The following is a 20,148-nucleotide window of genomic DNA, read 5'->3' as shown; positions in this document are numbered from 1 at the left end:
GTCTACAGAATGGCTTTTTTATTTTTGGGTCAGGCCATCTTCGTAAATTCGAAAAAAAATACATGAACCTACCTGCATTCGACCGTTCAGTATATATACAACGACGTCAACAACTGCAATCAACCTTGTCAACCGGCCTGGTTTTATTGTTAGGCAATGAAGACAGCAGCATGAACTATAAAGACAACTGCTACCCCTTCAGACAGGATAGCACCTTTTTATATTACACAGGGCTTGACCAGCCGGGGCTGGCTGTTATATTTGATCTGGATAACAACAAGGAAATACTGTTTGGTGAGAATGCCAGCATCGACGATATTATCTGGACGGGCCCCCAGCCCCTGGTTCAGGAGCTGGCCGAAACTGTTGGCATAGCCACAAGCGATAACCTGTCAAAACTACCCGGCCTGTTGGCGGAAGCCCGCAAAGCACAACGACCTATACATATTTTACCACCGTACCGGCCGGAAAATAAAATAAAGCTGGCTGCCCTGTTACATTGTTCTATAGAGCAGTTACAACAGTTTGTATCAGAGCCATTGATCCGGTCGGTTATAGCGCAACGTGAAATAAAATCAGCACCCGAATTACAGGAAATGGACAAAGCCTGCTCTATTTCAGCCGATATGCACCTGGCGGCTATACAACATGCCCGCCCCGGTATGAAGGAGTATGAACTGGCCGCTGAAGTAGAAGCCATTGCCCTGGCCAATTACGGACGCCTCTCCTACCCCACTATTCTTACCATTAACGGGCAAACCCTGCACAACCATTATCATGGCAATACCATCCAGAACGGAGATATGGTGCTGGTTGATGCAGGTGCAGAGACCACCGGGCATTATGCCGGTGACCTTACCCGCACCTTTCCGGTAGCCGCAACGTTTACTACCCGCCAGCGCGATCTATACAATGTGGTGCTGGATGCACTGGAACACGCTATTGCCTTACTTCGCCCTGGCATTCAATATAAAGAAGTACATACGCAGGCCTGTATTAAACTTACAGAAGGGCTAACGGCTGTTGGATTAATGAAAGGCAATGCCCAGGAAGCGGTGGCAGCCGGTGCGCATACCATGTTCTTTCAGTGTGGACTGGGCCACATGATAGGCCTCGATGTACACGATATGGAAGACCTGGGCGAACCCCTGGTAGGATATGATGACCAGTTAAAGAAAAGCACCGAATTTGGCTGGAAATCGCTTCGGCTTGGCAAAACGCTTAAAACTGGTTTTACACTTACTGTTGAACCCGGTATATATATTATTCCTGAATTAATTGACCGCTGGAAATCAGAACAAAAACACACCTCGTTCATCAATTATGATGTGCTGAACGATTACCGTACCTTTGGAGGCATACGCATCGAAGACAATTTTGTGATCACAGAAAGTGGCAGCAGGAAACTGGGTAAATCACTGCCCAGGAAACTGGAAGACATAGAAGCGTTGCGCAAGGGATAGATCAATCAGCCAAACCAGAAAGTAGGGAACTCATCAGACCGGGTTGCAAATGAACCAGCAACCCTAAATAGCTATTGTCGAAAACTGACTTTAGTTGAAATTAACATTTCGCTAAAGCAGCGCTGTAAATAGAACTCAGATCATAAAGAGCCGGGCAATACCAATTATACCCGGCTTTTTATTCTTGCCATGAAACATAAGCTATGCCTGATATTGCTCCTGTCGTATGCGCCGGTTGCTTTCTCCCAACCTGCAGGTAACTATTTTAAAGCCCTGGATACTCCCAGGTTCATTTTCCAATCGGCATTACGTACAACCGCTGCTACCGAGGTCTGTAATAACCATATCGATGACGATAATAACGGCCTTGTAGATGACCAGGACTTCACCTGTTACTTCGCAGGAGCAACACCCAACAACTGCAAACCGAACTCCATTATATGGAGTGTTTCCGGCAGCAGCGATCTTTACTGGATAGATCTGAACACAGGCGTTCAGCATGTTATTGGAAAGTTACCGATGCTTATGCTCGATGTTACCTGGGCCTCGAATGGAAAGTTATATGGACTGACAGGCGTTTCTCCTTACCTGTGTGAAATAGATCCCAATACAGCCGCTATAACCCCGGTAAATAACTCACTACCAGGGAATATGAGTGGCAACTCCATGACGGCAGATGGAGCCGGGAATATATATGTAACCAAAAGTCTGGCGTCGCTGGAAATTTTAAAATACAATATTGCAAGCAATAGCGTATGTACGGTGGCTGATCTGAAATACCTCAATCTGACCCCTGCCGGAGATCTTACCTTTTTAAATGGAATGCTTTATCAATCCTGCGCTTTGAATACTTTAGTAAGTATCAACCTCGGAACCGGCGAAGTAAAAGCGCAGAACTTTACCGGCAACAATAATCCACTGGCAGCTTACTTCAGTATTGTAGGTATGCCTGATGGAAATTTGTATGTGGCTGACGGCGATGCAATTCGCCGGGTCGATCCTGTTACGCTGGATGTAAGCCGTGCTTCGGTTGTCCCACCTGACATAAGGTTGATGTCATATGGATTTGCAGCTTATAACGAACTCTGCCAGGCGCCCACCTGCCTTGGCAAAACAAGTATCGAAGCGGCTGGCAACCCATCCTATTGCAATACGATTGGCGTATTACTAAAAGGCAAAGTAACCCCTATTCTCTGCGATGTTAGTATAACGGGCATTTCCTGGACAACCGCCAACGGCACCATTGTTCCCGGTGATAAAGTAAAAGCGCTTGATCCCGGTAAATATTACCTCAATTATCAAACCGCCTCCGAAACCTGCAACCGGGTGGATTCGTTCACGGTTCAATATGCACCCAATGCGCCATTGGCCGTAGATACCAGCTACCAATTGCCGACAGCCTGCAATTGCAATGGCTCCATAACAGTAAAAGCCGGATGCGGAAGTGGCAATTATCTGTATACCTGGAACACTGGCGCTACCACGCCCACGATAAACAATGTATGTGCCGGCACGTACAATGTAAAAGTTACAGATGCAGGTTCAGGCAGGGATACTACTGTTGTTATTATTTTCCCCGCATCCCCTAATGGGGTCCACGGGTATAATGTCACAGCTATAGGTGACCATTGCAATCAGCACGATGGCAGCCTGAGCATTGGTAATATCCAGGGCGGAACGCCGCCCTTTCAATATGCCATCAATAATCAGCCTTTTAGTAACACCCCCCAATATACGCAGCTGCCTGCAGGCAATTACAGCATTACAGTAAAAGACGCGGTCAACTGCGCATTACAGCAGCAGGTAACCATTTCTCCGGTGCCAGCGCCACAAAAATTAGCCTATACCAGAAAGGATGCATACTGTGGCTTGTTAACCGGCACCATTATAATCAACAATGTACAGGACGGCTCGCCGCCATATACCTTTTCTGTTAACAATGGTCCCTTCAACCCACAAACTACTTTAGCCAACCTGCCACCGGGGCCGGGCACTGTAATAGTTAAGGACAATTATGGCTGTACGCTTACTGAGCCCTTCACCATTTTTCAATCGGAGCAGTTACGAATTTCCATCAGCCCCAAAGACACCAATATCTGCGCTAGCCAGCCCGTTACTTTCAAAGCCACATTATTGAGCAACAGTGCAGGGGTGAGATATAGCTGGAATGGGTCTGGCAATACAGGCAATGTATTTACCACACCGTTTTACGACCATTCAAAAATGATTGTAGCGGCTACAGATAATACGGGTTGTACCGCCACCGACTCAGCCACCGTTACGGCCCCTTATTGCGATTCTGTCTTTGCCAAATGTGTACTGTTCCCCAATGCCTTTTCACCCAATCGCGATGGATTGAACGATAGCTTCGGTCCACACCTGAGTGGTTGTGAAATGAAAAGTTATCAGCTGTCGGTTTATAACCGGTGGGGACAACTGATCTTTCAAACAAAAGACCAGTCAAAAAGATGGAATGGCGGTGTCAATGGACAAATGCCGCAAATCGGTACTTATATCTACACCTGCCAATGGCAGGATATAGTTGGGCATTTTCACAACCACAAAGGCGCCGTTGTATTGCTAAGATGATCTACCTTTAGCGCAGAAATCAGCTAATATGAGTACTAAACGGATCACGATACCGGTTTCGGACACAATTGGAAAAGTTACCGCCGCTTATGATGTACCAGCCAATGCCACCTGCCTGTTATCGCTGGCACATGGCGCGGGCGCCGGTATGGACCACTCTTTTATGGTTTCGTTGTCTGAAGCCTTATCGGCCGCTGATATTGGTACCATGCGTTTCAATTTTCCATTTTCGGAGAATAAAAAAGGCCGTCCCGATACGCCGGCTGTTGCCCATCAAACCATTGAAGCGGCTATAAACAAAGCACGGGACTTGTTTCCCGACCTGCCGCTGTTTGCAGCAGGTAAATCATTTGGTGGCAGAATGTCTTCGCAATATTTATCAACCCACCCTGAAGCGGAAGTGACAGGGATCATTTTTTACGGTTTTCCCTTGCATGCAGCCGGCAAACCATCTATTGACCGCGCCGAGCATTTAAAAGCGGTGAAGGTACCCATGCTCTTTCTACAGGGTACAAAAGATACGCTGGCACAATGGGACCTGATAGAAGAGGTATGCGGTTCGCTCAAGAAAGCCAAACTGGTGAAATTGGAAGGGGCTGATCATAGTTTCAAAGCGGGCAAACAGGACACCATGAGCTTATTGGTAAAGGCCACCAGTGAATGGACCAGCAAAATACTAAAGAAGTAATTTTAACAGTAAACCTGTTTACAGTTAACTGTTAAGCATTCCCAAACCATTTTATTTTTTTGTCTTCCCGTTACCTTACACAGGCATTCAATCATTCTTTCACAGAATGGAGAATTCCTTTATTCATAGAACAGATGCGCTGATACTTTGCCTGCTTTTGTTTGTTGCCATGTTGTTTATGGTCCAGCTGGGTCGAATAGCCGGTAAGAAATGGAAACAGGAAGAGAGCGAAACCAAAGGTATAAGCTTCCTGCTTAATGCAATATTTGGTTTATCGGCCTTTATACTCGCCTTTACATTTGGCATGTCTGCCTCACGATATTCAAACGTCCGCGATCTAATAATTGAAGAAGCCAATAATATCGGTACGGCGTTGCTTCGTTCAGACCTTTATACCGACAGCGTACAGGATGCCTTCCGTGCAGATTTCAAAAAATACATCGATGCCCGCGTTTCTTTTTATGACCATGTTGCCGATGCGGATCTATTAAATAAAGCAAGGCTGGACGCTGAAAATGCCCGTATAGAATTATGGCGGCGGGTGGCCCAACAATCAAAAGGCCCCAATATGATCATTCCCTCAAACAATATGATTCCCGCGCTGAATAGCATGTTCGATATTGCTACAACAATAGAGATGACCTTATATGCCAGGGTGCCTGATCTCATCATATATATGTTGTTCATACTTGGACTGGTTACCAGTTTTATTGGTGGTTATACCAGTAAGGACATAAAACAAAAAGACTGGATCATTATTATAGCATTTGCTTTATTCTCCTCCATGGTTACTTATATAACACTCGACCTGGGGCGGCCTATGCGCGGTGTGATGAAAGGGAATATTGGCAAGCAGGCCATTATCGACATACGTAAAAGCCTTCGGTAAAGATCCATTTGTTTGCTGGCTATTTAACCGTTACATGGCTTTATTTGCATACTATTCGATTTGTGTTTTGTAGTTTACATCAAAATTCAGAATATGAAAAAGCCTTCTATTTATGCTGCTGTTTTCATTTTGTGGCTGCTGACCCTTTCTTCATTTGTGATGGCGCAAAGTAATAAAGAAGATATCGACATTATACAGTCGGCTTTTGGTAAAGACAAAAAAGACCTGGTTAAAGATTATATGGAACTGTCGGCAAAAGACAGTGCTGCCTTTTGGAAACTGTATGATGAATATGAAGATAAGAGAAAGGTAATTGGGAGAGAGCGAATAGATCTTATTGAACAATATGCAAACGGTTATCAAAACCTCGATAATGCGAAAGCTGAAAAGCTGGCTACCGGCATATTAAACAACGATGCAAAATACAATACACTTCACCAGACCTATTTTAAAAAATTCAGCACTATAATGGGTGCCAGAAATGCCGCCAAATTTCTACAACTCGAAATGTATGTGCAAACCTATGTGCGGGCAAATGTGATGCGTGAAATTCCTTTAATAGGCGATCTTGATAAACAAAAACAATAAAAAGTAACTTCCGTCATTTTCTCTGCCGCTTTAAAGTTCGCCTCCGACCAGTCGGGGGCCTTCTTGTTATAGGAAATTGAAGGCACAAATTTTGATGCGCAAACCATAAATTATGTTATGAAGCTACCTGTTACAGCTACGGCCGAGGGGTTATTTTCAGTACCGGCCGAACGTGTATTCGATGCGTTTCTCGATACGAAAATGATTGGGCGTTTTATGTTTGGCCCGGAAATCAGGGAGGAAGAAATTGTAAGCCTTGAAAATGAGCCCTGGGTTGGCGGCAAGTATTCCTATGTAGTTCGCAGACAGGGAAAAACCTTCAGCCACACGGGTGAGTTTGTTGAAGTTGACCGTCCTAACCGGCTGGTATTTACCTGGGGAGTAAAAGAAGAGGCTGCCAGTGATCAATCGCGCATTGTTATTGAGATTGCACCGGTAATAGAGGGCTGCGAACTAACACTGACGCATGAAATGCCGCGCGGCCAGGAAGATTTTGTGGAGAAAAGCAAAGAGGCCTGGGGCAGGATGATAGATAAGCTTACCGAAATACTGGACCCGCAATTGCAAGGTTAGGGAGTGTTGAACCGGTGCCAGATATATCGGTTTATGATATAAGTTACAAAGTTGTTACATTCCTGACTACAACAGGTATTTATAATAATCTGCAATAACTTTATATCTATCAAACAACGTTTAGTCCCATGTCAGAGGGAACAAAAACGGCTTACTGCCTATTCATAGTTTCGGGTCTGCTACTATTGACCACTACCTGCAAAAAAAGAACAGGTCAGGATGGCGATGAAAATCATACACCTGCTTCGAATGTATATATTCTTGGGTCAATAGGCGATTCTGTTGTCTATTGGAAAAACGGAGTAGCTCATAGCCTGGCCGGTCAGTCGAAAGTGGCATATAATTTTGGCAGTTCTTCCCTATCTGTTTCAGAGAACGATGTATATATTGCCGGATTCAGGTTCAATAATATTTCGAATTTCAGCACCTCTCCTTTATACTGGAAAAATGAGGTCCCTACAGCTTTACCAGATACATCCCGCGACGGTTTTGCCAGTTCCATTTTTATTTCTAATAATGACGTATATGTTGCAGGTATTGGCAATTACTTCAAAGATACCTTTCATGTTCCCTATACCACGCCGTCAGCGGTATATCCGAAGATTGGAAATATGGCAACCATCTGGAAAAATGGAGTGGCCGCGCCCTTGCCCGGCTTTAACACTATTGGGCTGTCAGGTGGCGGCCAGTATGGAGTTAGTATGTATGCAGATTATGTAAGCGGCCTGTTTGTTTCGGGAAACGATGTATATGTAGCAGGAGGCAGCCGCTTTTCAGGCAACAATGCAAGTTACTGGAAGAACGGAGTGCTTGTTGATCTTTCCAAAGAAACGACTTATGAGGCTGCAAATGGTACCCATTGTTATCCAACCACTACATCTATCTCAGTTTCGGGAAACGATGTGTACGTTGCCGGTTATCAACTGACCAGTACCTATAACTCATTAGCTTTATATTGGAAAAATGGGGTACCAGTTTATCTCAGTACCGATTCAATAGGTGGTAGATCGGCAGCCAATTCCATATTTGTGTCGGGCAATGATGTATATATTGCCGGTCAGCAGGTTATCAATAACTATTCCCGGGCTATCTACTGGAAAAACGGCGTACCAACCACCCTTACAACGGGAGCTGTTTCATCTGTCGCCAATGCTGTCTTTGTAGCCGGAGACGACGTATACGTTGCTGGTTATCAATGGGCCCCCGGAGCTTCTACCACTGCAGCCTATTGGAAAAACGGGGAGGTTGTTAACTTGACTGATGGGACAAAAAATGCGATCGCCAATTCGATATGTATACAGTAAATTCCCGGGCCCTTTGAAAATGTGAAGAATCAATTAAGGAGCTACGTTCGTTTTTCCTATTTTCAAACTGTTTATGTACACCTGAAAATCCCGCTCCGGAAGACTATCGTTTATAAGGTCAAAAAATGTGTTGTATTTAGTAAAGAAGATCTCCTGTTTTAAAATTTTCTTCTTATCGTTTTCACCAGCAAATATTACCCGAAGGCCTTTTACATCTGCAATGGTGATGGAATTCCTTGATTGCTGAACGCCTTCTTTAAGCTGATCCATTGAATATTGAATAAGGGTGTCAATTGGCCTTACATTCCCACCATCTATATCATCCATCCACAAGCTACAGTTCATAGTATTCCTTGGCCATGCATCTACGTCTTTAATAGGCTTTCCAATACACATGGCATTTTCCATATGCTCTGAAATATAGTTTTTTGAATACTTATAACCAACCACGAAATCATCCACAGTGTCAGTATAAGTGAGCCATTGGGGATCGGTGTTTTCTTTAATCTGCGGACCAGGCTTTATTTCGGCTGTGTTTTCCTGGATTTGTTTGCTGTCCTTTTTGTTAGGTGCAGAACAGGCAATAAAACACAAAGTCAATAATGATATTATGAGAAGTTTCTTAAGGATTATAGGTGATATACTGGTGGTATGGGTTAAAAATTACAGGCGTTTGGTGAAGATAAAATATTTGGTTGAATTTACAGATAGCCCTATATTTGCAAACTCAAATTTTGAGGAATTAGCTCGGTTGGCTAGAAAGTCCTGATACGTCGGGAAGGTTACAGTTCAACTACGATATTATGGGGAATTAGCTCAGTTGGCTAGAGCGCTTGCATGGCATGCAAGAGGTCACCGGTTCGACTCCGGTATTCTCCACTCTTTCAAAGGTCTGCGTAAAGCGGGCCTTTTTTGTTTTACAGAACTTTATAACGAAGGGGAAGGTCACGGGTTCGACTCTGGTATTCTCCACGTATTTCAAAGGTTTGCAACAATGCGGGCCTTTTTTTGTCTTCGGAACTTTGAATGGAAGTATAATCGTAGATTTAAATTGTCCCCCCAGACTATGAAATGACGAATTAATCAAATGCAAACCTGGTACTGAAAACACAATTCTTAAATTGCAATTATTTATTATTTAGCAATATGTGCCAATATATTAATGTTGTTTTATCAGCAGACCTTAAAACTGAAATGATAAAACCCTTATTTGCCAAACACGGACTTGGCTACAATCCTTTTCAAAATCAGTTCATTTTCCAACAACTCAAAAAGAACGTACAGTTGGTAAACACAACAACCAAACAGTGTGACTGTGGTTCTATCATCGGTATTGAAAGCCATCCGGCAGGTAAGGGTATTCAGCCCAAAGATATTGAACGGCTAAGGCGTAAAGGATGGAGTGAAACAAAAATAAAGAACTGGATTGCAGACAAAACAAAGACTGACTTTCAAGCTCAGGACCGTGAAAAAGAACGCATTCAATGGATGGTTTTTTTACATGAAGCCATAAACGAATACATGATCGGAATGGTCGGACTTTATATACATTGGTACGACAACAGCATATTTGACGAAGAGATAATATTTAAAGACAAAAAGAAAATATCTCTTTCAGAATTACAAGTCGACACGTTGGGTAAATTGAGGTACGATATTTTGTATGAATTTATACCGTAACAGCAAGTTCATTGTGGCAGCGATTTTGACAAACGCGTAATCCAACCAACAGCAGTCCATAAGCCGGTATATAACCACTACGGGGTTGTGTGAACCTTAGCTCAGCCGGTTTTTATCCTTCCATGTATCGTACAAAAGCTTATTTCCGATTGTCAATTGCGTTAAGCAGATCCTCAACTGCAAATCCATTAATAGTCATTCCTTTGATATTACAGCTTGTCAGCTCAACATTGCTAAGATCGCAATTCTTTATACGCGCATTGCTCAAATTGCAGTGGTTAAACTGGCTGCCATGCAGTTCACAATCCTCAAAACGCACAGGACGCATGGTACTACCTGGCACGTGCATAGGATGATCTTTGGGCGGCATCCCGATATTGTGGATATAGGCTCCGCCCAATTGAGCGCCTTCTATTTCCAGGTCACTGAGGTTGGCATTGGCAATTTTCATATTGCTAGCGTTAACATTGATGATGGTGGTACCCGCCATCATCATATTTTCCAGATGACTGTTACTCATACAACCATTAATGAATCGTGAATTTTCCAGATTAAAATCATCTGCCTCAATCTTTTTTGTAGCGCTGTGTATGGCAAGGATGTCCATAAGAATAGTTTATAATAAATATAATTCGTTGGGGTGTTACTACAAATGTAAACAGCTCTCCTTGGAATCAGAAGGGGATAAAGCGACATTTTGAAGGGGCAATTGCGTCTTAATCTACTTGCCTGCCATGTCATCCTCTTCAGGCAGATCTTTAGCTTATAGCGCGCCGGCTGGCAGAATAACTCTATATACACACATTTCCTCCTATCCGATTACCCTTGCCTGAAGCAATGGTTCCAACGCTGCACGATGTTCCTCACCCCACTGTGCTGTTACTTCTATTACTGGCAGCAATGTTTTACCTAACTGAGTAAGTTCATATTCCACCCTGGCCGGACGCTGATCATAGATGGTTTTGGCAATGATACCCAAATCCGTTAACTGCTTCAGTTGCGTATCCAGCAGCCGGCGCGAGGCTTTTGGTATACGTCTTTGCAACTCTCCAGGCCTTTTAATTCCTGAATAAATACACCAGATAAGGTTTAGTTTCCATTTACCATTCAGCACCTCCAGGAACACATGAAGCCCACACTCCAATTCTACAGGTAATTTCTTTTTGTACATACAGCAAATTTCAGCATTTTCTGTGAGGGAATAGATACGGCTTAATTCAGCCGTACTTGACTTATTAATATTACCCCCAGAACTTTGTTCAATGAAATACAAACTTTTTGGAGCAAACACCGGTTTGCCTGCAAGCGAATTGATATTAGGCGCGGCCAGCTTAGGCACCCGAAGAGGGTATGGTGCCTCTGCGGAGGATATCCCAAAGATATTGGCAGCCTATGCTGATGCAGGCGGTAACTTTTTTGATATAGCCGATCAATACCAGCTTGGAGAAGCAGAGGAAATTGTGGGCAGATTTACAGCATCTAACCGCCACAACTATATTATCTGCACGAAGTATACCCGCAGCAGTGAAATAAATCCACTTCCGGCCAATGAAGGCAATCATTGCAAAGCTATGCGCGGAGCTATTGAAGCCAGTTTAAAACGACTGAAAACAGACTATATAGACATTTACATGCCGCACTACGATGATGGCAGAACCCCGATAGAAGAAATAGCCAGGGGCCTGGAAGACCTTGTAAAAGCCGGCAAAGTGCTGTATACCGGACTGGCCAATTTTCCAGCCTGGAAAGCAGCGGCTATCGCAACAACTATACCACTTACCGCACTACAGATTGAATATAACCTGGTACAACGAACGGCCGATCGAGAGCTATTAGGAATGGCCAGACACTTCGGCCTGGGCACTATGTTATATTCACCTTTAGCAGGAGGGCTATTGACTGGAAAATATCGTAATGGAGCTACCGGACGACTGGCCCGCTCCACTTCAGATAACTATGAAGAAGACTTAACCACTAAAACAATCATTGATTTACTGGAGGAACTTGCAGCAGAAGTGAATGCTACTCCCGGTCAGATTGCACTAGCCTGGGCACTGAGACAAAACGCATTTCCAATAATGGGAGCTCGAACGCTTGCTCATATAGCAGATGGACTTAAAGCGATAAACATCCACTTAAACCACGACCAGCTTACCCGTTTAGATAATATTAGCGCTGTAAATCCTGGCTACCCGGGTACACTCCTCAAAACTGTTCAAAAAGCTTATTAAAACGTGCGGACCTTTTTTTTTAGAGAATTTGTTTGTCCATAGCGAGTCGCTATTATACGCTATTTTAGCAGTATAACACCACTTACCTATGCATAAATTCAGGGCGGCCATAGAACTCATTGGAATTAACCCCTTTGTATTTGTGCCTGAAAGAATATTAAAACAGATCTTCATACAGGCAGGGAAAGAATCCGGCTACATTCCCATTAAAGGAACGGTCAACAATAAAGCCTATAAACAAACGCTGGTAAAGTACAAAGGCGCCTGGCGGTTATACATCAACACAACCATGCTTAACAAATCGCCAGAAAGAATTGGAGAAAAAATTGACCTTTGTGTTGAATTCGATCCCGCGAACAGAACCATCAAGCCTCACCCCAAACTGGTGAAGGCTTTAAAAGAAAATACCGCTGCTAAAAAAGTGTTTGAAAGCCTCCCTCCTTCCAGAAAAAAGGAAATTGTAAGGTATATCGCTAATTTAAAAACAGCTGAAAGTGTAGAGAAGAATGTCAAAAGGGCTATTGACTTTTTAACCGGGACCGGCAATTTTATCGGCAGAGAAAAACCGTAGTGACCTATTCCTATAATGAATCACGTAGCCTGGCTATAACCGGCTCAGCCCAGGCAGGGCAATCCTTCATCTGTAAATACACTTTTCCTTTTTCAAGCCGCAAAATTTCGCAAGGAATAACGATTTCTTCAATTGAAGAAATCCTATTATCAAAAAGAGTAACTAAATCAAACTCGGCTACATGCTTATACAAATTTTTAAAGCCAAATTCATAATTGTATCGAATTGAGTCTTCGGATACTTTATGTCCACCTCCTGATACTCGATAATCCACCCTTTGTATAGACTCTTCTAATGAATTTAGTCCCATAAATATCAGGTAAATATCGTATCCGGCATTTTTAAACTCCCTGGCAGTCTTCATTGGGTCCGGCGAACTAAAGTTGGTTTCGAAAGCATAATTTACACGGGCAGCTAATACTTCCCGTTTTTGCTTTTCAAAAATATTCTCATTAATAAACGACCACAGCGCTTCACTACCCGTTTCCGGATACTTTTTTATTAAAGCTGTCATGTGTTTATCCCCATCAAAAACTTCGAGATCTGTTGTCGTTAACTTTTTCGAGAAAAGACTTTTCCCTGAGCCGTTAGGTCCTGCTACTATAAATAGAACAGGCTTACTCATTGTTGTATGACCTTAATTATTTTTACTGCTGAGTTGGAGGAATCCTGTTCTATGAGAACAGTGTGGCCATTGGGATACTTATGTATGAACATATTGGGCTTTATGCATAATTCGTTTCGATAAACGACAGGCAGATTCATTGCTTTAGCTTTTTCCATTTCTTCTTCCAAAGCTTCTTTTAACCTGCTTTCTTTTTCTTCAGCCGTTAATTCAAACCAGTATTTCTGCCCTTTTGAATCCATAATCAAAAATAACAAATTTCCTCCATTTCAACCGGACCTATAACTTACTGACCTACAACGCACAACTCTTTATCAATCCACTCGTCAGCGTGATCTTTTTGGTTTCGCTCTCCTCATCTATCTCCACAAACTTTTCGAAGCGGGCGCTTCTCTCTACAGTATAATTTTCCGTGTGATAATAATTGGTTGTTTGCATTACCGGACCATTTTGATAGCTGTTGGAACCATCATATACTTTGGCCGTTTTTAACTGATTGAAGTTATGGATTATCTGAACGAAATACTTTCCTGGTTTCAATCCTTCAAACACAAACCGGCCTTCCGCATCTGCTACCGCTTCTATCCGGTATTTATAAGCTTCGTCCGACATATACACCCAGGTTGTTTTACCTTCTTTCTTCTCCCGTAAATCGTACCACTCCTGCAGGTAAGGCGTAACCGGCATCAGGATCACCTTGGCACCGGCTGCATCAAATCGCAAGCCATCATATTTTGAACAGGCACGGCCTTTAATCGTAGCCAGTCCCCGGCTCAATGCAGCCTTCGCAGCTGCGGGATCAAACGTACTGCCGGGATACAGGATCTTTTTACCCGATGTACCACTTGCAGTAATCGTACCTCCCAGGTCGCTGTACTTTTTCCGGTCGACGTTTGCCTCTTTTGTTTTACCAAGCGCATCATAACAGGCTGCCCGGTTATTATAAGCATCCATATTATTGGGATTGAACTCGATGGCTTTTGTATAACAGGTAATTGCATCATTAAACTGTTGCTTGTTATGATGGATAAAACCCATATACATAAAACCGTAAGAATTGCGGGGGTCCAGCTCAACCACTTTTTTAAAATCCACCAAAGCTTTATCATCTTCTTTAGTGCTGTAATAATCCTCTCCGCGCGCCTGGTAAGCAAAGCTGTATTTAGGGTTCAGCTCAATAGCTTTGTTATGGTCTTTGAATGCCAGGTCCGTTTGCTGTTTTATCCGATATACATTTCCCCTCAATACGTAATAGTTGGCTTTTGTGGGAAGCAGCTCAATGGCCTTGTTGTAGTCGACCATGGCCTGATCGTATTTCTGTTGATCATAGTAAACATTACCCCGGTTGCCGTACACATCCGCATCTTTGGGTGTTAATTCAGCTGCTTTGTTGTAATCGGCTATTGACAGATCATACTTCTTTTGGATCCTGTAAATAACTGCGCGGTTAAAATAGGAATCTCCTGGCAGGGGATCGTATTTAATATCCTTTGTATATTCAGCAATGGCCTGATCGTACTGCTGCTGATTGTGGTAGATAATTCCACGCAGATAATACGGGTAACCATATTGCGAGTTGATGTCAACGGCTTTTGCCAGGTCGGACATGGCCAGGTCATTTTGGTTTTTGTCCATATACAAACTGGCACGCTTCGCGTATGCCCGTACATAACGTGGGTTCAATTCAATGGCTTTGGTAAAATCGGCCACAGCATCATCGGTTTTTGATTGTATGCTCTCCATCGACGCACGCATGAAGTATTCCATCCCCGATTTGGGCGAGCGCAGTAAACCCAATGCTTTTTCAGCCTGCTTTTTTGCCTGCGGCATATTGCTCTGTGCCTTGTAACACTCGGCCAGTTCTGCCTGAAACAACGCATTACCCGGACTAAGCTTTATGGCCTTCTCCATATCTGCCAGTGCTGCTGCGGAATTGCTTTCGTATAAAAGTCCGCCTGCATGTACCAGGTAAGCCAACGCATTGTTTTTATCGGCGGCAATTACGTCAGCAGCGGTATTTTTCGCCTGCTTAAAGTTGCCTTCCATCCATTGCGTTATAGCTGTTTCAGCAGTTTGACCATACGAAGAAGAGACAGCGCTGCCTGTAACCAACAGCATTCCGAAAAACTGGGATAATCTTTTCATGGGCTTGAAATGGAGGGCAAAATAAATAATGAATTCCCTCTTTTCCAGCACAATCACATTAATTCAATAAGATTACCTGATTACCGGGATAAATTCCCTACTTATTTACCGGTAGGCCTATATTTCTAATAATTTTTTAATTTCTTCCCCAAACAAAAAGGGCCTCCCGATGTATCGGGAAAGCCCAGTTGTATAGCCATGAAACCCTATCTCCTTAAACCAGATTGATCGTTACGTTGATATTGCCACGGGTAGCTTTTGAGTACGGACAGGTTGCGTGTGCCGTTTCTATCAATTGTTGCGCTGCTTCGGGTTCCAAACCGGGCAGACTAACATTTAACCGTGCCTGTAACAGAAAACCTCCACTGGCCGTACCCAGGTCTACTTCCGCAGCTACGGCCGTATCAGCAGGTAATTTGATGCGCAATTTATTGGCGGCAATGCCCATAGCACCAATGAAACAAGCTGACCATCCTGCAGCAAACAATTGTTCCGGATTTGTTCCTTCTTCTTTTGTACCCGGCGTTGAGAGTTTTACATTTAACCGGCCATCTGAACTTTGCGCCGCGCCATCCCGGCCACCTGTTGTATGCGTTTTACCGGTATATAATACTTTTTCCACCTGCGTTGCTGTGAATGTTAACGTTTCCATTGTTATAAGTTTTTAATTGTTTAGTAATGTGATAGTATTAATTCATTTTGGCAGCAGCTGTTATATAGCCATTGTCTTTATTTTGAACAAAGCCGATCAATTCCCACTCTTCCTGTTGCAAATTTTCAGGCAATTTGACGGTAGTGCTTTTGCCGGAAATATCTGCAGGTATCAGCTCGCGAACAATTTGTACATGCGATAAATGACGGCCTTCATTTTCACCAGCCTTTACATTCGAACTTGCCTTTTTCTGTACCAGCGCCAGGTATAACGTTTTATCTTTTGTTGAACCGGTTACTTCATACGCCACCTGTACTTTATCACTATCTACCCTACCCTTTAAGGTGAGGGCGTTATCTGTTCCCCTGTTCAGTGAAGCATCGATCGCTTTTACAATCGACCGCTCATTAGAACCTACATACTCACTCACGCCATTTACCACTACCTGCGGCGTATAGATCGTTTCCAGGTTCATCCAGTCGGAATACTGACGTTGGCGGGAAGTGAAGGCAGCTGTACTGAATTTATCTTTCCAACCCAACTGGTTCCAGTAGTCCACATGAAAGGCAACCACATACACCGGTTTGCCGGCATTTTCCACCTGTAGTTTTTCCATTAACTCATCAGCCGGCGGACAGCTTGAACACCCTTCCGAAGTATACAGTTCCACCAATGCAAACCCTTTGTTGTCACCGGTAGCCAGTTGACGCTCCTGTTTCTCGGCAGCCGGTGTTTGACAGGCCACATCATTTAATGAAAGGGAACATACCGCTACTCCTGAGATGGCTACACAGCCTGCTATCTTCTTCATTTTTGTCCAGTTCATATAATTTGTTTTAGTGCGTTTTTTAATTGTTCCACAAATTGACGACAAACCCGCCAGATAAAAATCGACAAAAGGCCCAGTTAGGCGAATTGGCACCTGAACCGGGCAATTAAGGCCGTCAATATTCAGCCATTTAATTTTACTTTTGAACCATCAAATGAGCACAAAAAACTTCAACATCTCCAATAAAGTCATCTGGTTAAGTTCACTGGTTCTTGGCCTGCTGATGGCTGTTCCAAAAATTGCGGAACGGCCTTTCAACCTGTATGAAACAGTGGTCAATTGCAGCGTTACCGCGCTGTTTGCCCTGTTCGTATGGTATTACAATATCTATACGCTGCCAAAGTATACCCACCGGGATATTGCCAAAGGCTTTTCGGTAACCCGCCTCATCATAAGCCTGGTTACGGGTATAGGCGTTATGTTCTTACTGGCACTGTTGCAACAGGAGTTGATCGCGAACCTCGATTTTGGTCCTAACATGTTAATGATAGAAGTAAGAGGTGTACTGGTGAATGTTACCTTTTACATGTTCATTCACTTCCTGTACCAGAATTACCTGCACCAAAAAGTAAGCATTGAACTGGAGCGCACAAAAATGGACAACCTCGCCGCCCAGTATGAATTGTTAAAACAACAGGTGAACCCGCATTTCCTGTTCAATAGTTTGAACACCCTGAAATACATGGTAGAGAGTAACGACAGGCATTCGGTTGATTTCATTTTAAAGCTGAGTGACTTTTACCGTTTTACCCTCGAAAGCCGTAAGTGCGATCTGATCCCTGTTTCGGAAGAATTGAATACGCTGGAAGCCTATATTTTTTTGCAAAAGGCCCGTTTCGAAGACGGGCTCGATATTTCCATCAACATCGACAAGGCCCTGTATGCATCGAGCATGCCACCTTTTACCTTACAGCTGTTGATCGAAAATTGTATCAAACATAATATTGTGTCGTTGGAAAAGCCACTGAAGGTACGCATCTATTCAGACAATCGGTTTATCATTGTCGAGAACAGGATCCAGTTAAAAAGAACAAAAGAAGCTTCTGCCGGTGTAGGCCTGGAGAACATCAAACAACGATATTTACACCTGTTAGATAAACAGGTGATCATAGAATCTGGTGATACAAACTTTACCATAAAACTGCCCGTTGCATGAGAATCGTAATCATTGAAGACGAAATAAAAGCCGCCAAATCACTGGCCACCACCATTGCGGCCATCCGCCCCACCGCACAGATTGTTGCCAGTTTACAAAGCGTTGAAAGCGCCGTGAACTTTTTTACTTCCAATGAGCAGCCCGACCTGGTGTTTATGGATATTCAATTGTCTGACGGGCTGGCTTTTGAGATCTTCGAGGCCGTTCAACTCCGTTGCCCGGTTGTATTCTGTACCGCCTTTGGCGAATATGCACTGGACGCCATCAGGGCTAACGGTATTGATTATATCCTAAAACCATTTTCAAAAGAAGAAGTGCAGAAGGCATTTGAGAAAGTAGATAACCTGAAGAACTTTTTCCAACAAAACACCCAGCCCGACCTGAGCGGCTTGCTGGCTAAAATAGGTGCCGCCAATAAAGGCAAGGAAAGCTTCCTGGTGTTTAAAGACAACAAATACATCACCGTTCCAACAGAGCAGATAGCTTTTATCTATATCCGGTACGATACCACTACCATCATGACCTTTCAGAACCAATCCTTTCCGCTCACACAATCCCTGGAAACGGTACAGGAACAATTATCGCCCAAACAGTTTTACCGGCTCAACAGGCAATACCTGGTAAACTTTAAAGCCATTAAGGAAGTAGAGCATTATTCTGCCCGTAAATTGTTTGTAAAGCTGGTATTGCCCACCCCCGACGAGTTATTGATCGGCAAGGAAAAAACAACGGCCTTCCTGGAATGGATGGGAGAACGATAAAATACAAGGCAGAGGGCAGAGGGCAGAAGGCAGAGGGCAGAAAGAATACACTTCTACGCGGTACTCACCGCGACGCGGTTACCGCTCAGAAACGTGAGACGTGAGACGTGAGACATGAAAGGGTTCCCGATTTTCAACTTGGGACTGTATTTCCTACTGCCTACTGCCCACTGCCTACTGCCTTTTCTTTCTGCCTTCTGCCCTCCGCCCTCCGCCTTACTCCTTATTTTTCTGAATAAACTTGCGGTGGTCCCTTCCCCAGTTTATCATTTCCATAATGATGTTGCCAAAGGTGCGGCAGTATTCTGTTGGCTCATATTCTACAGTTACCGGTGAATCGTCGTACACCGTTCTTTTAACCAATTTATTCATTTCCATTTCCTTCAACTCTTTCGACAGCATTCTGGTGGTTATTCCCGGAATGCTGCGTTCTATTTCCCTGAACCGCCGGTTCCCATTACAAAGTGAATTGATAACCGGAATGCGCCATTTCCCCCCAATAAAATAAAGGGTATCCTGTAACGACTTCAATTCTTCTGCCTGGTCTCTTTTCATGGTTGTTTAAATTGCTGACTGGTATACTCTATGATACTGGTAACAAAAGTATACCAATCACCCGATACCTTTGTAAAAAATATTTAACTATGGAAAAGTTTAGCAATAAAGTAGCAATAGTGACCGGTGGCAACAGCGGTATCGGGTATGCAACCGCAAAAGACCTGGTAGCTCAGGGCGCAACTGTCATCATCACCGGACGCCGTAAAGAAGCCATTGAAAAAGCAGCAAAGGAAATAGGCGCCATTCCGTTTGTGGCCGATCAGGCAAACATAACAGATACTGAAGAGTTGTACAAAGTCGTTCAACAGAAATTCGGTAAAGTAGATATCCTCTTTATCAATGCAGGTATTGTGGGCTCTTTAGGTTCTATTGAAAACATGAGTGAAGAAAACTTCGACAACGTTATGGGCATTAACTTCAAAGGGGCTTATTTCACGTTGAGCAAATTCATTCCCCTGTTGCCTGAAGGCGCTTCAGTGGTGATCCTGTCTTCCATTGTAGCGGCTACGTATAACCCAAACAGTTCAGTATATCAGGCCAGTAAAGCAGCCTTAAATTCAATAGCCAAAACTGCTGCGGCTGAATTGGCCCCCAAAAGGATCAGGGTAAATATTGTAAGCCCCGGCCCAACACAAACTGAAGTATTGACTAAAATAGGGCTGGATGAAACTGCAGTACAAAACCTTCATGATCATATTCTTAATACCATTCCGCTTAAAAAAATCGGCACCGCAAAAGACGTTGCCAAACTGGTTACTTATTTAAGCGATGAGGGTGCTTCGTTTATAACAGGTTCAGAGTTTGTTATCGATGGCGGACTGACATTGTAAGGAATATATTTATCAA

22 protein-coding genes and 1 tRNA gene are annotated in these 20,148 nt (G+C 43.6%); 14 read left to right on the top strand and 9 right to left on the bottom strand.

Annotated elements, in window-relative coordinates:
- Nucleotides 1-62 precede the first annotated feature (62 nt).
- The 7 genes from BMX95_RS07315 (at nt 63) to BMX95_RS07285 (ending at nt 8,094) form a co-directional block, all read left to right on the top strand.
- Complete coding sequence (locus tag BMX95_RS07315; protein ID WP_081201376.1) at nt 63-1,463, top strand: aminopeptidase P family protein; 1,401 nt, start codon at nt 63-65, stop codon at nt 1,461-1,463.
- A gap of 189 nt (nt 1,464-1,652) precedes the next feature.
- A complete protein-coding gene (locus BMX95_RS07310) occupies nt 1,653-4,052 on the top strand; it encodes a T9SS type B sorting domain-containing protein (protein ID WP_081201374.1) in 2,400 nt (799 codons plus the stop codon).
- A gap of 28 nt (nt 4,053-4,080) precedes the next feature.
- Entirely contained in the window at nt 4,081-4,740 is a 660-nt protein-coding gene (locus BMX95_RS07305; RefSeq protein ID WP_081201372.1) for an alpha/beta hydrolase family protein, read from the top strand.
- Nucleotides 4,741-4,846: 106 nt separating this feature from the next.
- Nucleotides 4,847-5,629, top strand: coding sequence for a hypothetical protein (locus tag BMX95_RS07300; protein WP_081201370.1), 783 nt, complete (start codon nt 4,847-4,849; stop codon nt 5,627-5,629).
- A gap of 93 nt (nt 5,630-5,722) precedes the next feature.
- On the top strand, nt 5,723-6,217 hold the full coding sequence (locus BMX95_RS07295) for a hypothetical protein (protein ID WP_081201368.1): 495 nt from the start codon (nt 5,723-5,725) through the stop codon (nt 6,215-6,217).
- 117 nt (nt 6,218-6,334) lie between these two features.
- Nucleotides 6,335-6,790: an SRPBCC family protein gene (locus BMX95_RS07290; RefSeq protein WP_081201366.1), complete on the top strand. Its 456-nt coding sequence runs from the start codon at nt 6,335-6,337 to the stop codon at nt 6,788-6,790.
- 128 nt (nt 6,791-6,918) lie between these two features.
- Nucleotides 6,919-8,094 (top strand): hypothetical protein, encoded by a 1,176-nt coding sequence (locus BMX95_RS07285; protein WP_090519327.1) that lies wholly within the window; start codon nt 6,919-6,921, stop codon nt 8,092-8,094.
- A gap of 33 nt (nt 8,095-8,127) precedes the next feature.
- Here BMX95_RS07285 and BMX95_RS07280 read toward each other — a convergent pair whose 3' ends face one another.
- On the bottom strand, nt 8,128-8,694 hold the full coding sequence (locus BMX95_RS07280; protein ID WP_133053959.1) for a hypothetical protein: 567 nt from the start codon (nt 8,692-8,694) through the stop codon (nt 8,128-8,130).
- 205 nt (nt 8,695-8,899) lie between these two features.
- Between BMX95_RS07280 and BMX95_RS07275 the strand changes: the two genes are divergently transcribed.
- Nucleotides 8,900-8,973 (top strand) — tRNA-Ala (locus BMX95_RS07275).
- A 267-nt stretch (nt 8,974-9,240) separates the two neighbouring features.
- Nucleotides 9,241-9,774, top strand: coding sequence for a hypothetical protein (locus tag BMX95_RS07270; protein ID WP_081201360.1), 534 nt, complete (start codon nt 9,241-9,243; stop codon nt 9,772-9,774).
- A 139-nt stretch (nt 9,775-9,913) separates the two neighbouring features.
- Here the strand turns inward: BMX95_RS07270 and BMX95_RS07265 are convergent, their stop codons facing one another.
- Nucleotides 9,914-10,381 (bottom strand): pentapeptide repeat-containing protein, encoded by a 468-nt coding sequence (locus BMX95_RS07265; protein WP_081201358.1) that lies wholly within the window; start codon nt 10,379-10,381, stop codon nt 9,914-9,916.
- A 204-nt stretch (nt 10,382-10,585) separates the two neighbouring features.
- Nucleotides 10,586-10,945 carry a winged helix-turn-helix transcriptional regulator gene (locus tag BMX95_RS07260; RefSeq protein WP_081201356.1) on the bottom strand — a complete coding sequence of 120 codons (360 nt, stop codon included), beginning with the start codon at nt 10,943-10,945 and terminating at the stop codon, nt 10,586-10,588.
- Nucleotides 10,946-11,036: 91 nt separating this feature from the next.
- Here BMX95_RS07260 and BMX95_RS07255 point away from each other — a divergent pair, with 91 nt between their 5' ends.
- Nucleotides 11,037-12,005, top strand: coding sequence for an aldo/keto reductase (locus BMX95_RS07255; RefSeq protein ID WP_081201354.1), 969 nt, complete (start codon nt 11,037-11,039; stop codon nt 12,003-12,005).
- Between the two features lie 88 nt (nt 12,006-12,093).
- Nucleotides 12,094-12,576, top strand: coding sequence for a YdeI/OmpD-associated family protein (locus tag BMX95_RS07250; protein ID WP_081201352.1), 483 nt, complete (start codon nt 12,094-12,096; stop codon nt 12,574-12,576).
- 10 nt (nt 12,577-12,586) lie between these two features.
- On the opposite strand, the gene BMX95_RS07245 is transcribed toward BMX95_RS07250, so the two are convergent.
- From BMX95_RS07245 to BMX95_RS07225, 5 genes are all read right to left on the bottom strand, one after another.
- Entirely contained in the window at nt 12,587-13,201 is a 615-nt protein-coding gene (locus BMX95_RS07245; RefSeq protein WP_081201350.1) for an ATPase, read from the bottom strand.
- The gene (locus BMX95_RS07240; protein ID WP_081201348.1) at nt 13,198-13,443 is read right to left on the bottom strand and encodes a hypothetical protein; all 246 of its coding nucleotides are present in this window, start codon (nt 13,441-13,443) and stop codon (nt 13,198-13,200) included. Before BMX95_RS07240 ends, BMX95_RS07245 begins: the two co-directional genes overlap by 4 nt.
- Nucleotides 13,444-13,495: 52 nt before the next feature.
- Entirely contained in the window at nt 13,496-15,346 is a 1,851-nt protein-coding gene (locus tag BMX95_RS07235) for a tetratricopeptide repeat protein (RefSeq protein WP_133053958.1), read from the bottom strand.
- 214 nt (nt 15,347-15,560) lie between these two features.
- Nucleotides 15,561-15,998, bottom strand: a complete 438-nt coding sequence (locus BMX95_RS07230) for an organic hydroperoxide resistance protein (RefSeq protein ID WP_081201344.1) — start codon at nt 15,996-15,998, stop codon at nt 15,561-15,563.
- 37 nt (nt 15,999-16,035) lie between these two features.
- Nucleotides 16,036-16,824, bottom strand: coding sequence for a DUF1223 domain-containing protein (locus BMX95_RS07225; RefSeq protein ID WP_081201342.1), 789 nt, complete (start codon nt 16,822-16,824; stop codon nt 16,036-16,038).
- 157 nt (nt 16,825-16,981) lie between these two features.
- On the opposite strand from BMX95_RS07225, the gene BMX95_RS07220 reads away from it, so the two are divergent.
- Together BMX95_RS07220 and BMX95_RS07215 are read left to right on the top strand one after the other, a co-directional pair.
- The gene (locus tag BMX95_RS07220) at nt 16,982-17,983 is read left to right on the top strand and encodes a sensor histidine kinase (RefSeq protein WP_081201340.1); all 1,002 of its coding nucleotides are present in this window, start codon (nt 16,982-16,984) and stop codon (nt 17,981-17,983) included.
- Nucleotides 17,980-18,744 carry a LytR/AlgR family response regulator transcription factor gene (locus BMX95_RS07215; RefSeq protein ID WP_081201338.1) on the top strand — a complete coding sequence of 255 codons (765 nt, stop codon included), beginning with the start codon at nt 17,980-17,982 and terminating at the stop codon, nt 18,742-18,744. The genes BMX95_RS07220 and BMX95_RS07215 overlap by 4 nt, the downstream gene beginning before the upstream one ends.
- Before the next feature lie 216 nt (nt 18,745-18,960).
- Here BMX95_RS07215 and BMX95_RS07210 read toward each other — a convergent pair whose 3' ends face one another.
- Nucleotides 18,961-19,299, bottom strand: a complete 339-nt coding sequence (locus tag BMX95_RS07210) for a winged helix-turn-helix transcriptional regulator (protein WP_081201336.1) — start codon at nt 19,297-19,299, stop codon at nt 18,961-18,963.
- A gap of 89 nt (nt 19,300-19,388) precedes the next feature.
- Here BMX95_RS07210 and BMX95_RS07205 point away from each other — a divergent pair, with 89 nt between their 5' ends.
- On the top strand, nt 19,389-20,132 hold the full coding sequence (locus BMX95_RS07205) for a glucose 1-dehydrogenase (protein ID WP_081201334.1): 744 nt from the start codon (nt 19,389-19,391) through the stop codon (nt 20,130-20,132).
- The last annotated feature ends 16 nt before the right edge of the window (nt 20,133-20,148 follow it).

Source organism: Niastella yeongjuensis, assembly GCF_900110245.1.
GTDB classification, from domain to species: Bacteria; Bacteroidota; Bacteroidia; order Chitinophagales; family Chitinophagaceae; genus Niastella; species Niastella yeongjuensis.
This window is presented reverse-complemented; position numbering and strand designations above follow the sequence as displayed.

Excerpts from the sequence above, each read along its gene's own strand:
- BMX95_RS07315 (WP_081201376.1), top strand. The coding sequence starts at position 63 with ATGAACCTACCTGCATTCGACCGTTCAGTATATATACAACGACGTCAA.
- BMX95_RS07310 (WP_081201374.1), top strand. The coding sequence starts at position 1,653 with ATGAAACATAAGCTATGCCTGATATTGCTCCTGTCGTATGCGCCGGTT.
- BMX95_RS07305 (WP_081201372.1), top strand. The coding sequence starts at position 4,081 with ATGAGTACTAAACGGATCACGATACCGGTTTCGGACACAATTGGAAAA.
- BMX95_RS07300 (WP_081201370.1), top strand. The coding sequence starts at position 4,847 with ATGGAGAATTCCTTTATTCATAGAACAGATGCGCTGATACTTTGCCTG.
- BMX95_RS07295 (WP_081201368.1), top strand. The coding sequence starts at position 5,723 with ATGAAAAAGCCTTCTATTTATGCTGCTGTTTTCATTTTGTGGCTGCTG.
- BMX95_RS07290 (WP_081201366.1), top strand. The coding sequence starts at position 6,335 with ATGAAGCTACCTGTTACAGCTACGGCCGAGGGGTTATTTTCAGTACCG.
- BMX95_RS07285 (WP_090519327.1), top strand. The coding sequence starts at position 6,919 with ATGTCAGAGGGAACAAAAACGGCTTACTGCCTATTCATAGTTTCGGGT.
- BMX95_RS07270 (WP_081201360.1), top strand. The coding sequence starts at position 9,241 with ATGTGCCAATATATTAATGTTGTTTTATCAGCAGACCTTAAAACTGAA.
- BMX95_RS07265 (WP_081201358.1), bottom strand. The coding sequence starts at position 10,381 with ATGGACATCCTTGCCATACACAGCGCTACAAAAAAGATTGAGGCAGAT.
- BMX95_RS07260 (WP_081201356.1), bottom strand. The coding sequence starts at position 10,945 with ATGTACAAAAAGAAATTACCTGTAGAATTGGAGTGTGGGCTTCATGTG.
- BMX95_RS07255 (WP_081201354.1), top strand. The coding sequence starts at position 11,037 with ATGAAATACAAACTTTTTGGAGCAAACACCGGTTTGCCTGCAAGCGAA.
- BMX95_RS07250 (WP_081201352.1), top strand. The coding sequence starts at position 12,094 with ATGCATAAATTCAGGGCGGCCATAGAACTCATTGGAATTAACCCCTTT.
- BMX95_RS07245 (WP_081201350.1), bottom strand. The coding sequence starts at position 13,201 with ATGAGTAAGCCTGTTCTATTTATAGTAGCAGGACCTAACGGCTCAGGG.
- BMX95_RS07240 (WP_081201348.1), bottom strand. The coding sequence starts at position 13,443 with ATGGATTCAAAAGGGCAGAAATACTGGTTTGAATTAACGGCTGAAGAA.
- BMX95_RS07235 (WP_133053958.1), bottom strand. The coding sequence starts at position 15,346 with ATGAAAAGATTATCCCAGTTTTTCGGAATGCTGTTGGTTACAGGCAGC.
- BMX95_RS07230 (WP_081201344.1), bottom strand. The coding sequence starts at position 15,998 with ATGGAAACGTTAACATTCACAGCAACGCAGGTGGAAAAAGTATTATAT.
- BMX95_RS07225 (WP_081201342.1), bottom strand. The coding sequence starts at position 16,824 with ATGAACTGGACAAAAATGAAGAAGATAGCAGGCTGTGTAGCCATCTCA.
- BMX95_RS07220 (WP_081201340.1), top strand. The coding sequence starts at position 16,982 with ATGAGCACAAAAAACTTCAACATCTCCAATAAAGTCATCTGGTTAAGT.
- BMX95_RS07215 (WP_081201338.1), top strand. The coding sequence starts at position 17,980 with ATGAGAATCGTAATCATTGAAGACGAAATAAAAGCCGCCAAATCACTG.
- BMX95_RS07210 (WP_081201336.1), bottom strand. The coding sequence starts at position 19,299 with ATGAAAAGAGACCAGGCAGAAGAATTGAAGTCGTTACAGGATACCCTT.
- BMX95_RS07205 (WP_081201334.1), top strand. The coding sequence starts at position 19,389 with ATGGAAAAGTTTAGCAATAAAGTAGCAATAGTGACCGGTGGCAACAGC.